The following is a 15,433-nucleotide window of genomic DNA, read 5'->3' as shown; positions in this document are numbered from 1 at the left end:
GGAATTACGCCCTCACTGAAAGGCCGGCATCACGTCGTTGATCATCCGTTCGAGCGACGCCTTCTTGCGCTCGAAGCTCATGCCGGTGTCGATCCAGAAGGAATACTCGTCGAAGCCGAGCGCTTCGTATGCCTTCAGGCGCGCGATCACCTCATCGGGCGTACCGATGACGTTGTTCTTGCGCATGGCTTGTGGCGTGTAGAACGGGTGAGCGGCGATTTCTTCCTTGCTCAGCGACTTGATCATGCCACGGCTCACCGGACGTTCGTTCTTGAACCATGCGCCGAAGTAGTTATAGAAGACGTTCACTTCGTCGGCCGCCAGTTGCGCGTCGTCCTCGCTGCTCGCGACATAGGTGTGGCGCAGCAACATGATCTGCGGGCGAGGCATGTCGCTGAACTTCTCGCATGCCGCGTTGAAATGGCCGGCGAGCTTCTCGACTTCTTCGTCGCCCATATGCAACGGCGTGACCTGGACGTTGCAGCCGTTCGCCACGGCGAACTCGTGGCTGTTCGGGTCGCGGGCGGCTACCCAGAGTGGCGGGTGCGGCTGCTGGAGCGGTCGCGGAGACGACGTTGTCGAAGGGAATTTCCAGAACTCGCCTTCGTGCGCGTAATCGCCTTCCCACAGTTTTTTCACTGCCGGAATGAGTTCGCGCATTCTCTGGCCGGCACCCCATGCATCGAGGCCCGGCAGCAGACGTTCGTATTCGAACGAATACGCGCCGCGTGCGATGCCCAATTCCAGACGGCCGTTGGTGATGATGTCGGTCATCGCCGCTTCGCCAGCAAGCTTGATCGGATGCCAGAATGGCGCGATGACCGTGCCGGTGCCCAGCCTGACGTTCTGGGTCTTGTTGGCCAGATCCACGAGGTTGAGGAACGGATTGGGCGCGATCGTGAAGTCCATGCCATGGTGCTCGCCGGTCCAGACGGCGTGCATGCCGCCCCGGTCCGCGATCTGACAAAGCTCGACCATCTCGTCATAAAGCTGTTTCTGACTGGTCTGGTCGGAGACGCGCTCCATGTGCACGAAAAGTGAAAAACGCATGGGGTAACCTTTCAGGAAAGAAGCGGGCGGACGGTGCCCTGGCTATGGTCGCCGTAGTACATGCCGTAGCTCTTCAACTGGCTTTCCTTGCGGTAGCGTTCGAGCATGCTGGCGACGGCGGCGTCCTGGAACTGATTCGAGCCGATCTCCTCGAGGCTCACGAATTCGCCCGCAACAGCGGCCTCATCCGGCGCGCTGCAGAGAAACGAGATGTACTGGTAGTGGGTTTCGGTGTTGTTGTACGCCGAATAGATGAAGCTTGCCGATGCGTCCGGCTGGTACTTCGCGAAGATCTCGGCGAGTGCCTTGTCGGCGCCTTCCTTGCCGATTTCTTTCGAAGGCAGACGCCATCTGTTGTCCGCGTCCCGCGTGAGCAGCACCTTGTCGTCGCGCGCGATGATCGCGCTCACGATGACTTTCGGGCCGGCGATCACTTCGGCCGATACCTTGGCGGGCGTGAAATAGCCGCCGCGGTAATAGCCGAGGCCCGCGTAGCCAGCAGAGTGGAATGCCTCGACCTTGCCGACGATGAGCGCGTGGTCGCCCGCATCGATCACCGTGTGCGTTGTGCAGTCGAACCACGCACTGACGTCGCCGATGAGCGGGTTGTTGTTCGCGCTCAGATGCCAGTTCACGTCGGCGAAGCGATCGTCGCTGGGCCGCGCGAAGGTATTCGACAAATCCTTCTGGCTTTCCGCGAGAATGTTGATGGCGAAGTGTCCCGTCGTGGAAAACGTCTGGTAGTTGCTCGACGTCTTTGCGATGCTCACGAGCAGCAACGCCGGGTCCAACGAAACTGACGAGAACGAGTTTGCGGTAAAGCCGAGCGGCTTGCCGTCGTCTCCTGCGGTCGTCACAATCGTGACGCCTGTCATGAAGGCGCCGAATGCATCGCGCAGTTCACGAGGATTGATTCTGGCGGTCTCTTGGGTCATATCACACTTCCGATTTCAACGTTTCGGCGAGATGCTCGGTCTGCAGCCAGGCGCGGAGGGCGCGATTGACTTCCTCGGGGGCGGTCAGGTTCACCATATGGCGCTCGTTGCGGATTACGACGGCACGACCGTTGTGGGCGGCACTGGCCATCTGTTCTGCCATCTCCGGGGTCGAATTCGCATCATCCGAACCGGTAAGCACGAGAGCAGGGCAGGCAATCGTATGCCAGCCGTCGGCATACACTTCATCGCCACTCGCGAAGGCCGTATAGGCCGTGGCGTAACTTGCCGGATCGACGGATTTCAGCCAGGACTCGACCTTTTGCGCCGCGATGTGCTGCGTTTCCCCGGCATTGAACCAGCGCTTGAGCGGTGTCTCGACGTCAATGGTTCCCGATCGAAGTTCGGCCGCGCGTTGCAGTACGGCGTCGCGGGCCTCCGGTGTTCGACGATACACGCCGTTCAGAACGGCTACGCGCCTGACCAGATCGGGCCGTGTGACGGCCACGCCCGCGGCAATCAATGAACCCATCGAATGACCCGCCAGATTGACGGGGCCTGCGTCCAGTGCTTCGATGAATTCGATGGCCCAATTCACGAATTGCTGCAATCCGGCATTCACGTCCAGCGCGGTGCTCGTGCCGTGCCCGGGCATATCGACCGAAATCACCCTGAATTCGGCCGACAGATCGTCGATCTGCGGGTGCCACGCACGCGCCTGCATGCCCACCCCATGAATCAGGACCAGTGGCTCCCCAGTTCCCTGCTCGAGATAGTGCGCGACGCGATTACTTGACAGATGCAGGATTGTTGAGGTCATTTCCGAGTTCTGCCAGATCTTTGTAACGATCGCCAATGCGGTGATGCGGACGGCCGCCGGTCGCGCCGCCAATTGCAATAACCAGTTCGTCCGGCGCCGGCGCATCGGCGATCGCGAACTGTAGCGTCAGGTAATGCGAACGGCGGCCTTCGTCGTTCTTGTCCATCATCGGGATCAGCAGCGGCGCATTTGCCGGGCCGCGCGTGTTGTTGAAAGCCAGATACGACTTGGCGCCGACGGCCGTGCGATAGATGTTGCCGAAGTGCAGCGTGTGGATCAGCGCGGACGCATGCTCGAGCTCACCGTCGAGGCCGACAATCGCGCTCTTGCCGAACGCCTCGACCGCTTCGCCTGACCCCGCCTCGTCAAGGATGAGCTTCGTGAGGTGCTCGCTGAGTTGCGGCGCGATTGCGCGAATCTCGGACGACAGATCTTCGACATAGCCTCGGCCTGCCCACGGGTTTTTGATAACGGCCGCCGCGCCGATCATCTTCAGCGGCTTCGCGGCGGCTTTGTCGCCATCCACGAAGACCGTCTCGACATGGAGAATAGATTTGCGAATCAGGCTCATAGCAAGGTGTCCCAAGGTCAGTTGTTGATGTAAAGTATTATGGTATGCCATAGTACGGCGTACCATAAGTGTTAACCCTAGCGCACGGATGGCGGCCCAGAAAATGGCGTCGCCCGCGCTCAGGACATGAAATGCACTCGTGCGAGGGGCAATGTGCGCTGACGAGCGTCGCGCGAAAGGAGCCGGAAATTCGACGTCAGCGTGTCAGGCGGTAATGGCTAAGAGATCTTTGAAGGTGGAAAGGAGGAAAGATGACTGCATACTGGATTGCTCATGTCACCGTGCTCAACCCTGTGAAATACAAGGATTACACCGACATCGCACCGCTGGCATTCAAGAAATTCGGGGCGGTTTTCCTGGCGCGTGGAGGCGCGTCGAAAGTGCTCGAAGGGGAGTCGTTCGAGCGCCACGTGGTTATCCAGTTCAGCGACATGCAAACAGCGCTGGATTGCTACAGTTCACCCGAATATCAGTCGGCCAAGCAGGCGCGAGACGGACACTGCATCGCGCAAGTGTCGATTGTCGAGGGCTTAGACGGCGGATAGGCTTGCGGGGGGCCGTATTGCGCAAGCGAGATCATGAAGGTCTAGTGTCGTTCAAGAGGCTGCTTTGATGTTTATGTCAGTCACTGCCTGCGACCGTCGACGCGAACCGCTTACTCTCGTTTCTTTGTAATACGTTGAAAAGGGCCCCGTGCCATGGTGGTGGTGGCAAATGCTTGTTGATTCGTCAGTATTTACGAGACAGCGGCTTCAAAGTTGAAGCCGCTTTCTAATTTGACATGGTCACATGTTCGAATAATTCGGACCGCCACCGCCTTCCGGCGTGACCCACACGATGTTCTGTGTCGGGTCCTTGATGTCGCAGGTCTTGCAGTGCACGCAGTTCTGCGCGTTGATCTGCAAGCGGTCTTCGTTTTGCTCGTTCTTCACGAACTCGTAGACACCCGCCGGGCAGAAGCGTGACTCAGGTCCCGCGTAGGTCTGCCAGTTCACGTTCACCGGCACCGTCGGATCTTTCAGCGTCAGGTGCACCGGCTGGTTTTCTTCGTGATTCGTGTTCGAGATGAACACCGAGGACAACCGGTCGAACGTCAGCTTGCCGTCCGGCTTCGGATACGTAATCGGCTTGCACTGCGAAGCCGGCTTCAGCATCTCGTGATCGGAATGCTGGTGGTGCAGCGTCCACGGCACGTTGCCGCCGAGCAGCTTCTGCTCCAGACCGACCATCAGCGTGCCAAGGTAGAGACCCTTGCTCATCCACTGCTTGAAGTTACGCGCGCGATACAGTTCGGTGTACAGCCACGACGTCTTGAAGGTTTCCGGGTAGGCGCTCAGTTCGTCGGCCTGACGGCCGGCCTGCACGGCGTCGAACGCGGCATCGGCGGCGAGCATGCCGGTCTTGATCGCGGCGTGCGACCCCTTGATGCGCGACGCGTTCAGGAAGCCCGCGTCGTCGCCTACCAGTGCACCGCCCGGGAACACCAGCTTCGGCAACGACATCAGGCCGCCCGCGGTGATCGCGCGCGCGCCGTAGGACACGCGCTTGCCGCCTTCGAGAATCGCGCGGATCGCCGGATGCGTCTTGTAGCGCTGGAATTCCTCGAACGGCGACAGATACGGATTCGAATAGCCGAGGCCGACCACGAAGCCGACCACGACCTGGTTGTTGTCCATGTGGTAGAGGAACGAGCCGCCGTAGGTGTCGTTTTCGAGCGGCCAGCCGGCCGTGTGCATCACCAGACCCGGCTTGTGCCTGGCGGGATCGATCTCCCACAGCTCCTTGATACCGATGCCGTAGACCTGCGGATCGACGCCGTCGCGCAGCTTGAACTTCTCGTTCAGCTGGCGGCCGAGGTGGCCGCGCGCGCCTTCGCAGAACAGCGTGTAGTTCGCGTGCAGCTCCATGCCGAGCTGGAAGTTCCCGGTCGGTTCGCCGTCCTTGCCGATGCCGAGGTTGCCGGTCGCGACGCCCTTGACCGAGCCGTCGTCGTTGTACAGCACTTCGGCCGCCGGAAAGCCCGGGAATAGCTCGACGCCGAGCGCCTCGGCCTGCTGACCCAGCCAGCGCGTCACGTTCGCGAGGCTGATCACGTAGTTGCCGTGGTTCTTGAAATTGTCCGGCAGCGCCCAGGTCGGCACGCTCTTCGAACCGGTTTCCGTCAGGAACAGGAAGCGGTCTTCGGTCACGTCGACCGTCAGCGGCGCGCCTTTTTCCTTCCAGTCCGGGATCAGCTCGGTCAGCGCGCGCGGGTCCATCACCGCGCCCGACAGAATATGGGCCCCGATCTCAGAGCCTTTTTCGAGTACGCACACGCCAATGTCAGCGCCTCGTTCGGCGGCGCGCTGCTTCAGGCGAATGGCCGCCGACAGGCCCGCAGGGCCGCCGCCGACGATGACGACGTCATATACCATCGACTCGCGAGGACCGTACTGCTCAATGAGGTTGTGCATGGTCGAATGCCTTATTGCGCGGGCGTCCGGACGTTCGGTTCGATCGCAATCGACACCAGCTTTGCGCCGGGGCCGACATGATGCAGATCCAGCTCCTCGCTTCGGCCTTCGATCCAGATGCCATGCATCGGCGACAGCGTGACGTTCTTCAGCAACTCACTCGACAGGCTCCATTGTCCGGAGAGACTGATCAACAGTTGCACGCTTGCTGGCGTGATCCGCAGCGCGTTCGTGGCGACGCTGACTTTCGCGCGGCAGGCTTCGCGCCGGGCCGTCACATTGAGTACCTGAACGGGTTTCGTCGGCAAGCTGACCCACACGTGCAGGTCGCCGGAGAAGTGCACAGGCTGGCCGGTTCGCGCGAGCAGTTGGCCATCCTGCGAATGCAGATCGACTGTGCCGTCGTCGATCAGCAGCAGCGTGCGTTCGAAGCCAGGGAATTGCGAAAACCGCGCGGCGCCCTTAAGGTCCGCCAGACTCACGCGCCAGTCGGCTACGCCCGCCGGATTCGCACCACGAGCGAGGGTGCGGGTCGTACCGCCGCCGTTGACCCATGGTTCGGGCGAGACCGACGTGCAGTCGAGAAAGCGGACCGACGGCAGGTTCTCGTCGGCACGATGCGTTTTCAGATGACCCAGCGCTTCGCCGCTATCGCGCGAGATGGGGTTCGGCAGGTCGAGTTCCATCACGCTGCCCTTGCGCCGGCATGGGCTTCGAGTTCACTTAATACATCGAACAGATCGCCGACGATGCCGTAATCCGCCACCGAAAAAATCGGCGCGTCCGGATCCTTGTTGACGGCGACGATCACCTTCGAATCCTTCATGCCGGCCAGATGCTGGATCGCGCCGGAAATGCCGAATGCGAAGTACACATCGGGTGCGACGGTTTTGCCGGTCTGTCCCACTTGCGTGGCGTTCGGCGCATAACCCGCATCCACGGCGGCTCGCGATGCGCCGAGTGCGGCACCTATGCGATCGGCGAACTCGCCGAGACGGACCATGTTGTCTTTCGATGCCAGTCCGCGGCCGCCCGAGATGACGACACGTGCCGTGCTCAGATCGCGTCCGGATTGTCCGGATGCCTGGCGCTCCAGTAGCTTCGTTTTCTTGAACGCGGCGACCGGTTCCGTTTCGACAATCGCGGCGGCACCGCCCGATGCCCGCGCCGCAACGAAAGATGAGGTTCGTACCGTGGCAAACGTCACGCGCGCTGTGACCGATACTTTGGCGATGACGCTGCCCGCATAAAGACCTCGCGTGAAGCGGCCTTGCGCGTCGATGCCGGTCACGTCCGCGAGAAACGCGCCATCGGTTAGCGCAGCGGCACGCGGCAACGCACTGCGGCCGAGATTGCGGTGACTCGCGACGATCAGCGTGTAATCGTGAGAGACGGCCTGAAGCTGCATGCCGAGCGTTTCGGGTACCTGAACATGAGCCACATCGCCCGTGATGGCGAGCACGCGCTCCACGCCGGTGATGCTGGCCGCAGCGTGGGCGCCTGCTGCCGGTACCAGGACGTCGACCGGCAAACCACGTTGCAACGCCGCAGTGACGGCGCGCCGCGTCGATTCCGCGAGCTCGCCATGCTCCCATTCCCCTACCACAAGGCTTCTCATACCGGTGCTCCCAGGTTGTCCAACGGACGCTGTGCGGCGAGCGCATCCAGCAGCGCGACGGTATTCGCGACCTTGATGCCGCCCTCGCGCACAGGCGGGTCTCGCAGTTCGACGATCGTCGTGCTCGGCGTCAGATCTACGCCGAGCGATGCGCCGTCGATCGTCACAAGCGATTTCTGCTTCGCCTTGACGATGCTCGGCAGCGTGACGCGACGCGGCTCGGCCAGACGCAAGTCCGCGCTGATAACGCTCGGACCGTCCAGTTCCCACACGGATGTGCCGCCGTCATCGCCACACGTCACCTGCCAGTGAGCGTCGCGTGCGGACAACGCGCTTGCGTTCAGCGCCTGGGACCAGCCAAGCAACGCCGCGAGCATGGCGGCGACGCCGCCAATGTCGTTGTCGATTGCCTGCTTGCCGCATAGGACGAGGCCGAAGTCGCTCGTTGCCATGTACGCGCGCAGCGAGCGCGCGACGGCCAGCGAGTCCACGGTGGCGCTGGCGGCGCCAGTGTCGATCAGCACGGCGTCGTCGGCGCCCATCGCGAGGGCGGTGCGCAACACGTCCTGGCTGGTGGACTGGCCGCACGTCACCACCGTTACCTGGGAGGCCACGCCTGCCTCCCTCAGTTGCAGCGCCTTTTCGACCGCGCATTCGTCGAAGGGGTTGAGCGACATCTTCAAACCGGTTGTGTCGATCGCGCCGCTCGTGCTGACCCGCACGCGCACGTTGGCATCGACGACCCGTTTGACGGGAACGAGAATTCGAATGGTCATGTGGATAGGCTCCGGATCAGGACACGGCGCCCGCGCCGTATTTGCCGACCAGCAGCGCGCCGCTCGCGAACCGGCTCAACGCATAGGGGTCCAGCGAAACGTCAGTGGGCAGTCCGAGCGCATGCTGCGCGAGAATCTTACCGACCCCCGGCGACAGCTTGAAACCGTGTCCCGAGAAACCGAATCCCACCACCAGTCCTTCGATATCGCCAACTGAGCCGAGCACCGGATTCCAGTCGGGCGTGACGTCGTACACACCCGTCCATGACGACGCCAGACCTGCGGTCTCATAAGCGGGAAAGCGTTCGGCGACTTGCGCTCCGACTTCTCCGACGTAATCGAGCGAGATATCGCCTTGCTCGGTCTCCGGCGCATTCAACGTTTCGCCGACCACGCCTTCGGACACGAGCATCTGGCTGCCGCCATAGCTGCGGTAGTAAAGCATCCCGGCTGAGCCAAGATCCTTGAACGCGGGCATCTTGAACGAATAGGCGGCTGCGTCGCATTCCAGTGCAAGCACCGTATGACGTTCAGGCTTGACCGGCAATTCGACGTCCATCCACGCGGCCATCTCCGGCGTCCAGATGTTCTGCGTGCTGATCAGCGCGCCGCAACTGAACGAGCCCGCCGACGTCTGAACCCCAACCACCTTGCGGCCTTCGCGTACTACGCCGGTGACGCTCACGCCCTCCATGATCTTGACGCCTTGCCGGCGCGCCGCGCGAGCGAAGCTGGTCGCAACCAGATACGCGTCGGCGAAGCCCGCTTCCGGCTCGTAGCCGATCAACGCGGCGTCGTCGAATTGCGCGATCGGCAGGCGTTCGCGCGCCTCGGCCCGGTCCAGCAGTTGGACCTCGATACCCATGTCCTGCTGTGCGGTCAACGATGCGCGCAGCGGATCGATCTTGCCGCCGTCCGGTGCGGAAATCATGTAGCCGCATTTGACGAGACCGCACGACGCTTCGTCGTCGCCAACATATTCGGCGAAATTGTTGAAAGCCCACCACGACGAGCGAGCCAGTTCGACGTTCTGTTTCACCGAATAATGGGTGCGCAACAGACCGGACGACTGTGACGTCGTGCCCGCGCCAATGGTGCTGCGTTCAAGCACAAGCACGCTTTTCGCGCCGAGCGCGGCCAGATGATGGGCTACCGAGGCTCCGATCACACCGGCTCCGATCACAACAAAATCGTAATGGCTCATGTGAACCTCTGCGTTGAAGATGGAGCCGATTCTAGGCAACCGAACCCCACGGGACTTTTGTATTAGGCAAACTTATGGTGCAGACCGTGGATTGCTCATGGTCGGCAAGTGCCGGCAGAAAAAAAGCATCATGCACGCTCTTCCGTGACAAAAGAGGGCAAGAAGGCGAAAGGCGCCAGACGCGATAACCAGCGGAGTTTTCATGCGACGAACCCAACCTCCCATCGACCTGCGCGCGTTGCAGGCTTTCATCGCAGTCTGCGAGGCGGGGTCCATGACGGGCGCGGCGAAGCAGTTGGGCGTAAGCCAGAGCGCGATCAGCCAGGCCATTAGCGCGCTGGAGCGCGATCAAGGCGTCGATCTGTTCGATCGCGAAAGCCGGCCGCCACGCCCCAATATCGCTGGACGCGCATTGCTGGAACTGGCCGGTCCGTTGATCGAACATGCGCAGATGGTGAGCGCACGCGTCGGCGATGCGTCGCATGCAGGCAAGCTGCCGGTGCGGCTCGGTTGCGTGGATTCGTTCGCGGCCACCGTGGGGCCCGAACTGATCCGGGCGGTATCGGGCTCGGCGCGGCAGATTTCGCTCTGGTCTGGTCTGACGCCGGGCCTCAGCAAGCAGTTGCACGACCGGGAACTGGACGTGGCGATCTGCACGCAGACGTTATTGAGCGACGCACGGATTGTCGAAGTCCCGCTGTTTTCGGAAGCCTTCGTGGCCGTCGTGGCGCGACGTTATCTCGATCAGCGCAAGAACGTCGACTGGCGCACGCTCGCAGTGGAATTGCCGCTGATCCGCTATACGGCGCGCTCCGTGATCGGCCAGCAGGTTGAGCGGTTCGCGCGGCATCTTGGCATAGAGAGCGCGCGGCGCTATGAATTCGACGCGACCGATCCGCTATTGAGTCTCGTGGCCGCAGGGCTCGGATTCGCCATTTCGACGCCGCTCTGTTTGTGGCAGGCGCGTCATTATCTCGACGACATTGCCGTATTGCCGCTGCCCGATAGCCGTCTTGGGCGTCGTGATTTTTTTCTGCTGCATCGTCAGGGTGAATGGGACGATTTCGCGTCGGAGATCAACACACTCACACGTGGCGTGCTCGATCACAGCATCCGGCCGGCGCTGGCCCGCGTATTGCCGCATCTGCCCGACGACGCGCTGCGCTGAGCCTGCATTTAGAGGAGTGAACGATGACTGAGCTTTACAACCTGCATCGTGGCGATGCGCCATTGCTGATTTCGATCCCGCATCTCGGCATGGAGATTCCGTCGTCGTTGAAGCAGGGGTATTCGGAGGTGGCACTGAGTGTGGCGGACACCGACTGGCATCTCGACCGTCTCTACGACTTTGCGAAAGCGCTGGGCGCGACCTTGCTGGGTGCGCGACTCTCGCGCTACGTGATCGACCTGAACCGGCCGCCGAACGACGAGAGCCTGTACCCCGGCCAAACGACGACGGGCCTTTGTCCGACGGAAACGTTTCGGGGCGAAGCGGTTTACCGGCCCGGCCAGGAACCCGATCAGGCGGAGAAGCAACGCCGCGTGGCTGCCTATTGGCAGCCATACCACACGGCATTGCAAGCGGAGTTGGCGAGGCTGCGCGAGCGGCATCCGAATGTACTGTTATGGGAAGCACATTCAATCGCGAGCGTACTGCCGCGCCTTTTCGACGCGAAGTTGCCGGATCTCAATCTCGGGACGCAAGACGGCCGCACCGCAAACGCGCTCGTGCAAAACGCAGCCGAACGAGCCGCTGCGGACAGCGCCTATACGTGGGTCGCGAACGGGCGCTTCAAGGGTGGTTATATCACGCGTCACTATGGCGAACCCGAGCGCGGTATCCACGCGGTTCAGCTTGAAATGTGTCAGTGCATCTACATGAATGAAGACGCGCCGTTCTCCTATCACGACGCGCGCGCCGCGGCGCTTCAACCGACGCTGCAACGCATGGTGGGCGGCGCGCTGAATGCGCTCGAGCACCTGTGACCACTTGTATAAGTCATGCTGTTGATGTATCTGAACCCGAGGTGCCGTTCCTGTGCAGCGAGGCACCGCGCAGGTCGGTAAACCGCACTGCTTTGATGCGGTGAGGATCCGCGGAAGTCACCCGTTTCATGCCGTCGGTTCGCCCAAAGTGTTTCCCATCATGAATCTTATGTTCCTACGGGTAATCATGGCATGGAGGTTGCATAAGAGGTAGCGGCGAATGAAGGCGCATCAGTCCCGGTCACCTTCGCCGTACACGAAGATGGACAGGAACTGAATCGGCATTTTGATCAGCCGCTCGGGACCGTGGGGCACGTCGGCCTGGAAGGTGAGGGTGTCGCCGGGATGCAGGATGTACGTTTGCTGGCCGTGCCGGTACTCGATGACACCCTTGAGCATGTGGATGAACTCGGTGCCCTGGTGTTCGAAGACGGGGAAGGTTTCCGATTCATCGTCCATCGTGATCAGGAACGGCTCGAACAGTTTTTTGGGGCCCTGGTCGTAGGCAAGCAGGTGATAGGTGTGGCCGCGTTTGGTGCCTTTACGGACCACCTCCATGCCTTCGCCCTTCTTCACGAGCTGGGCGCCGCCTTCGGGAACGTCGAAGCGGCGGAACAGGGTGGACATCGACACACCGAGCGCATTGGCGATCCGGTTGAGCACGTCGAGCCCGGTGGAAGTCTGGGCGTTCTCGATCTTCGAGAGCATGCCGCGGCTGATCCCGGCCTGCTCCGACACCTGGGCGATGGTCAGCCCGTGGCGCTGGCGAAGTTCGCGGATCGTGGCACCCAGATAGCGTTCGAGCGAGTTTTTGCTGTCTTCGCCGTTTTGCATGGTTGAACCTCGTTGAAAGGCGTGAGGGTAGCAGATAAGAAAGGCCGCATTGCGCCCTGAATGTTTCTTGTTGGGAACTATTGTTGCACGGTAATAAATTTGTATTGATGCTGCGAACAGGCTCGCAGTGGGGTCGTGCAATGGGGCATGACTCGCCAATCAGCCAGCGATGGTGGTGCAAGGAGTGACGATGAACCTGAACGATGCGAGCAAGCTGCCGGTCAACGAGTTGGGTAGCGTGCCCCGCTTTGGCTCGGCTGAGGAGGCCCAGGACTATCTCACGCAACGCGGCGTGAAATACGTGCTGGCGCAATTCGTGGATATTCACGGGGTCGCGAAGGCCAAGTCGGTCCCGGTCGCGCATCTCAAGGGTGTGCTGAAGGCGGGCGCCGGCTTTGCGGGCTTCGCGATCTGGGGCGTGGGCATCGAGCCGAACGGTCCGGACTACATGGCGGTGGGCGATCTGTCGACGCTCACGCCGGTGCCTTGGCAGGACGGTCTCGCGCGAATCGTCTGCGACGGCCACGTCGACGGGCAGCCGTGGGCATACGACTCGCGCGTCACGCTGAAGAAGCAGGTCGCGCGCATGACACAACGCGGCTGGACGCTTTTCACCGGACTGGAGCCGGAGTTCTCGCTGCTCAAGCGCTCGGTGACGGGCGCGATCGAACCGTGCGACCCGAGCGATACGCTCGCCAAGCCGTGCTACGACTACAAGGGACTGTCGCGTACGCGGGTCTTCCTGGAAAGGCTCACCGAATCGATGCGCTCGGTCGGCATCGACGTCTATCAGATCGATCACGAAGACGCGAACGGCCAGTTCGAAATCAACTACACGTATACCGATTGCCTGACTTCGTGTGATCACTACGTGTTCTTCAAGATGGCCGCCTCCGAGATCGCAAACGAGTTAGGCATGATCTGCTCGTTCATGCCCAAACCGTTCGCGAACCGTCCGGGCAACGGCATGCACATGCATATGTCGATCGGCGATGGCGAGCGCAATCTGTTCTCGGACAAAAGCGACAAGCTCGGCATGGGGTTGTCCACGCTCGGCTACCAGTTCACCGCGGGACTGCTCGCGCATGCGCCGGCACTCGCCGCGCTATGCAATCCGACCGTCAATTCGTACAAGCGTCTCGTGGTGGGCCGCTCGCTGACGGGCGCGACATGGGCGCCGGCCTACATCAGCTATGGCGATAACAACCGCTCGACGATGGTGCGCATGCCCGGCGAGCGCATCGAACTGCGTCTGCCCGACGGCGCATGCAATCCGTATCTCGCGACGGCCGCTGTGATCGCCGCGGGTCTCGACGGCGTTGAACGTGAATTGTCACCGGGCGCGCCGGCCAACGAAAACCTCTACGACTGGTCGCCTGCGAAGTTGCGCGAGCACCAGATCGGCATCCTGCCGCAGAACCTCGAACAGGCGCTCGACGCACTCGAAAGCGATCGACTGATCTGCGATGCGCTCGGCCCCGTCGCCGACGAATTCATCAAGCTCAAGCGGATGGAATGGCTCGAGTACATGCGTCATGTCTCGGACTGGGAAATGAAAAGTTATCTGGAATTCTTCTAAGGGGTACGACTATGTGTGGAATTGTAGGCTTGCTGGTCAAGACGCCGGCACTGCGCGCGCAACTTGGTCAATTGATGGTGCCGATGCTGATCGGCATGACCGAGCGCGGCCCGGACTCGGCCGGACTCGCCGTGTTCGGCAGCGCGGTCGACGAAAGCCAGCGCAAGCTGAGCCTGTATGCGGGCTTTACTGACGCGGGAAACGACTTCGACTGGAACGCGTTGATCGATGCGCTCAACGGCGCGATCGAAATGAATGCGCGCGTTGAGGCGAAAGGCAATCATGCGGTGCTGACGGTGAATGGCAATGTTGACGCTGTAAAGGCGTGGCTCACCGAGCATTTTCCGAAGCTGTTTCTGCTGTCCACCGGACGTTCGATCGATCTGTACAAGGACATCGGCTCACCTGCCGACGTCGCGCAACGTTACGACTTCTCGAAGCTGACCGGCTCGCATCTCGTCGGCCATACGCGGATGGCGACCGAGTCGGCGGTCACGCCGGATCGCGCGCACCCGTTCACGGCCGGCGAAGACTTCTGCCTCGTGCATAACGGCTCGCTCTCGAATGCGCATGGCGTGCGCCGCAAGCTGGAGCCGCAAGGTATCCGCTTCGAGACGGACAACGACACCGAAGCCGCGTGCCGCTTTCTCGAATGGCGGCTGCGTGAAGGGGATGAACTGCCGGTCGCGTTGCAGAAGGGCTTCGAAGAACTCGACGGCTTCTACACGTTCCTGATGGGCACCTCGACCGAACTCGCGCTGATTCGCGATCCGTTCGCGTGCAAGCCGGCGGTGGTCGCGGAAAACGACGACTACGTCGCGATTGCCTCCGAGTTCCGCTCGCTCGCGCACTTGCCGGATATCAAAAACGCCAGGGTATTCGAACCCGCACCCGAGGAGATGTATGTATGGAAAGCATGAAGTTCGACCTTGAGGGGTCGTCGGTCCGCGCGCTGAACCAGTACCTGCATGGCGCGAAAGAAGCGCTCGAAGGCGTGAAGGTCGACATTGCGTCGCCGAACGGCGCGCACAACATCGCGGTGGGCGTCAACGCGCACGTGACGGTCACGGTGCAAGGACACGCCGGTTATTACGTGGGCGGCATGAACCAGCTCGCGACGATCATCGTGGAAGGCAGCGCCGGCACCGGTGTCGCGGAAAACATGATGAGCGGCAAGGTCCACGTGAAGGGCTTTGCATCGAACGGCGCGGGAGCTTCCGCACATGGCGGCCTGCTCGTGATCGACGGCGATGCGGGCTTGCGCTGCGGGATTTCGCTCAAGGGCGGCGATATCGTGGTCGGCGGCTCGGTGGGCAGTTTCTCCGCCTTCATGGCGCAGGCCGGCCGCATGGTGATCTGCGGCGATGCGGGCGACGCACTGGGCGACTCGCTGTATGAAGCCGTGCTGTATGTGCGCGGCGAGGTGAAGTCGCTCGGCGCGGATGCGCAGTACGAACCGATGACCGAAGCGGACGTGACGGCGGTCAGCGCATTGCTCGACGCCGCGGGTCTCGGTCACGACCCGCACTCGTTCAAGCGCATTGCATCGGCCCGCACGCTCTACCACTGGAACGCTGACGCGGACCAGGAGTATTGAGCGCTGCCTG

At 61.7% G+C, this 15,433-nt stretch carries 16 protein-coding genes; 6 read left to right on the top strand and 10 right to left on the bottom strand.

The features are described 5' to 3' along the window. Positions 1-12: 12 nt before the first annotated feature. The 4 genes from OKW35_RS39685 to OKW35_RS39670 are packed head-to-tail and all read right to left on the bottom strand — an operon-like array spanning position 13 to position 3,376. Positions 13-1,050, bottom strand: a complete 1,038-nt coding sequence (locus tag OKW35_RS39685; RefSeq protein WP_184063057.1) for an LLM class flavin-dependent oxidoreductase — start codon at positions 1,048-1,050, stop codon at positions 13-15. A gap of 11 nt (positions 1,051-1,061) precedes the next feature. Continuing rightward, positions 1,062-1,985 carry a flavin reductase gene (locus OKW35_RS39680; protein WP_429554913.1) on the bottom strand — a complete coding sequence of 308 codons (924 nt, stop codon included), beginning with the start codon at positions 1,983-1,985 and terminating at the stop codon, positions 1,062-1,064. Between the two features lies 1 nt (position 1,986). Then, entirely contained in the window at positions 1,987-2,805 is an 819-nt protein-coding gene (locus OKW35_RS39675) for an alpha/beta fold hydrolase (protein WP_429554912.1), read from the bottom strand. Then, positions 2,774-3,376, bottom strand: a complete 603-nt coding sequence (locus tag OKW35_RS39670; RefSeq protein ID WP_102633966.1) for an amino acid synthesis family protein — start codon at positions 3,374-3,376, stop codon at positions 2,774-2,776. Before OKW35_RS39670 ends, OKW35_RS39675 begins: the two co-directional genes overlap by 32 nt. A gap of 251 nt (positions 3,377-3,627) precedes the next feature. Between OKW35_RS39670 and OKW35_RS39665 the strand changes: the two genes are divergently transcribed. Beyond that, on the top strand, positions 3,628-3,921 hold the full coding sequence (locus tag OKW35_RS39665; protein ID WP_128598348.1) for a DUF1330 domain-containing protein: 294 nt from the start codon (positions 3,628-3,630) through the stop codon (positions 3,919-3,921). A gap of 240 nt (positions 3,922-4,161) precedes the next feature. On the opposite strand, the gene OKW35_RS39660 is transcribed toward OKW35_RS39665, so the two are convergent. From OKW35_RS39660 to OKW35_RS39640, 5 genes are read right to left on the bottom strand one after another with little or no spacing between them, the layout of a single operon-like run. Beyond that, on the bottom strand, positions 4,162-5,829 hold the full coding sequence (locus OKW35_RS39660) for an electron transfer flavoprotein-ubiquinone oxidoreductase (RefSeq protein ID WP_429554911.1): 1,668 nt from the start codon (positions 5,827-5,829) through the stop codon (positions 4,162-4,164). Positions 5,830-5,840: 11 nt separating this feature from the next. Then, complete coding sequence (locus OKW35_RS39655) at positions 5,841-6,515, bottom strand: HutD/Ves family protein (RefSeq protein ID WP_429554910.1); 675 nt, start codon at positions 6,513-6,515, stop codon at positions 5,841-5,843. Continuing rightward, complete coding sequence (locus OKW35_RS39650) at positions 6,515-7,447, bottom strand: electron transfer flavoprotein subunit alpha/FixB family protein (protein WP_429554909.1); 933 nt, start codon at positions 7,445-7,447, stop codon at positions 6,515-6,517. Before OKW35_RS39650 ends, OKW35_RS39655 begins: the two co-directional genes overlap by 1 nt. Beyond that, positions 7,444-8,217 (bottom strand): electron transfer flavoprotein subunit beta/FixA family protein, encoded by a 774-nt coding sequence (locus OKW35_RS39645; protein WP_429555130.1) that lies wholly within the window; start codon positions 8,215-8,217, stop codon positions 7,444-7,446. Before OKW35_RS39645 ends, OKW35_RS39650 begins: the two co-directional genes overlap by 4 nt. A 22-nt stretch (positions 8,218-8,239) precedes the next feature. Next, a complete protein-coding gene (locus OKW35_RS39640; protein WP_102633961.1) occupies positions 8,240-9,427 on the bottom strand; it encodes an NAD(P)/FAD-dependent oxidoreductase in 1,188 nt (395 codons plus the stop codon). A gap of 202 nt (positions 9,428-9,629) precedes the next feature. Here OKW35_RS39640 and OKW35_RS39635 point away from each other — a divergent pair, with 202 nt between their 5' ends. Further along, positions 9,630-10,595, top strand: a complete 966-nt coding sequence (locus OKW35_RS39635) for a LysR family transcriptional regulator (protein ID WP_429554908.1) — start codon at positions 9,630-9,632, stop codon at positions 10,593-10,595. Positions 10,596-10,618: 23 nt separating this feature from the next. After that, positions 10,619-11,413, top strand: coding sequence for an N-formylglutamate deformylase (hutG, locus tag OKW35_RS39630; protein ID WP_429554907.1), 795 nt, complete (start codon positions 10,619-10,621; stop codon positions 11,411-11,413). 231 nt (positions 11,414-11,644) lie between these two features. Here hutG and OKW35_RS39625 read toward each other — a convergent pair whose 3' ends face one another. Further along, the gene (locus OKW35_RS39625) at positions 11,645-12,247 is read right to left on the bottom strand and encodes a helix-turn-helix domain-containing protein (RefSeq protein WP_184063039.1); all 603 of its coding nucleotides are present in this window, start codon (positions 12,245-12,247) and stop codon (positions 11,645-11,647) included. A 190-nt stretch (positions 12,248-12,437) separates the two neighbouring features. Here OKW35_RS39625 and glnT point away from each other — a divergent pair, with 190 nt between their 5' ends. The 3 genes from glnT to OKW35_RS39610 are packed head-to-tail and all read left to right on the top strand — an operon-like array spanning position 12,438 to position 15,423. Further along, positions 12,438-13,826, top strand: coding sequence for a type III glutamate--ammonia ligase (glnT, locus tag OKW35_RS39620; RefSeq protein WP_184063037.1), 1,389 nt, complete (start codon positions 12,438-12,440; stop codon positions 13,824-13,826). Between the two features lie 11 nt (positions 13,827-13,837). Then, positions 13,838-14,746, top strand: coding sequence for a class II glutamine amidotransferase (locus tag OKW35_RS39615; RefSeq protein WP_429554906.1), 909 nt, complete (start codon positions 13,838-13,840; stop codon positions 14,744-14,746). Next, on the top strand, positions 14,734-15,423 hold the full coding sequence (locus OKW35_RS39610; protein WP_429554905.1) for a protein glxC: 690 nt from the start codon (positions 14,734-14,736) through the stop codon (positions 15,421-15,423). Before OKW35_RS39615 ends, OKW35_RS39610 begins: the two co-directional genes overlap by 13 nt. Positions 15,424-15,433 lie beyond the last annotated feature (10 nt).

It is taken from the genome of Paraburkholderia sp. MM5477-R1, from assembly GCF_050436385.1.
In the GTDB taxonomy this organism is placed as follows: Bacteria; Pseudomonadota; Gammaproteobacteria; order Burkholderiales; family Burkholderiaceae; genus Paraburkholderia; species Paraburkholderia tuberum.
Note: the sequence above shows the minus strand (reverse complement) of the source record. Positions and strands in the feature narration are given on the sequence as shown.

Excerpts from the sequence above, each read along its gene's own strand:
- OKW35_RS39685 (WP_184063057.1), bottom strand. The coding sequence starts at position 1,050 with ATGCGTTTTTCACTTTTCGTGCACATGGAGCGCGTCTCCGACCAGACC.
- OKW35_RS39680 (WP_429554913.1), bottom strand. The coding sequence starts at position 1,985 with ATGACCCAAGAGACCGCCAGAATCAATCCTCGTGAACTGCGCGATGCA.
- OKW35_RS39675 (WP_429554912.1), bottom strand. The coding sequence starts at position 2,805 with ATGACCTCAACAATCCTGCATCTGTCAAGTAATCGCGTCGCGCACTAT.
- OKW35_RS39670 (WP_102633966.1), bottom strand. The coding sequence starts at position 3,376 with ATGAGCCTGATTCGCAAATCTATTCTCCATGTCGAGACGGTCTTCGTG.
- OKW35_RS39665 (WP_128598348.1), top strand. The coding sequence starts at position 3,628 with ATGACTGCATACTGGATTGCTCATGTCACCGTGCTCAACCCTGTGAAA.
- OKW35_RS39660 (WP_429554911.1), bottom strand. The coding sequence starts at position 5,829 with ATGCACAACCTCATTGAGCAGTACGGTCCTCGCGAGTCGATGGTATAT.
- OKW35_RS39655 (WP_429554910.1), bottom strand. The coding sequence starts at position 6,515 with ATGGAACTCGACCTGCCGAACCCCATCTCGCGCGATAGCGGCGAAGCG.
- OKW35_RS39650 (WP_429554909.1), bottom strand. The coding sequence starts at position 7,447 with ATGAGAAGCCTTGTGGTAGGGGAATGGGAGCATGGCGAGCTCGCGGAA.
- OKW35_RS39640 (WP_102633961.1), bottom strand. The coding sequence starts at position 9,427 with ATGAGCCATTACGATTTTGTTGTGATCGGAGCCGGTGTGATCGGAGCC.
- OKW35_RS39635 (WP_429554908.1), top strand. The coding sequence starts at position 9,630 with ATGCGACGAACCCAACCTCCCATCGACCTGCGCGCGTTGCAGGCTTTC.
- hutG (WP_429554907.1), top strand. The coding sequence starts at position 10,619 with ATGACTGAGCTTTACAACCTGCATCGTGGCGATGCGCCATTGCTGATT.
- OKW35_RS39625 (WP_184063039.1), bottom strand. The coding sequence starts at position 12,247 with ATGCAAAACGGCGAAGACAGCAAAAACTCGCTCGAACGCTATCTGGGT.
- glnT (WP_184063037.1), top strand. The coding sequence starts at position 12,438 with ATGAACCTGAACGATGCGAGCAAGCTGCCGGTCAACGAGTTGGGTAGC.
- OKW35_RS39615 (WP_429554906.1), top strand. The coding sequence starts at position 13,838 with ATGTGTGGAATTGTAGGCTTGCTGGTCAAGACGCCGGCACTGCGCGCG.
- OKW35_RS39610 (WP_429554905.1), top strand. The coding sequence starts at position 14,734 with ATGGAAAGCATGAAGTTCGACCTTGAGGGGTCGTCGGTCCGCGCGCTG.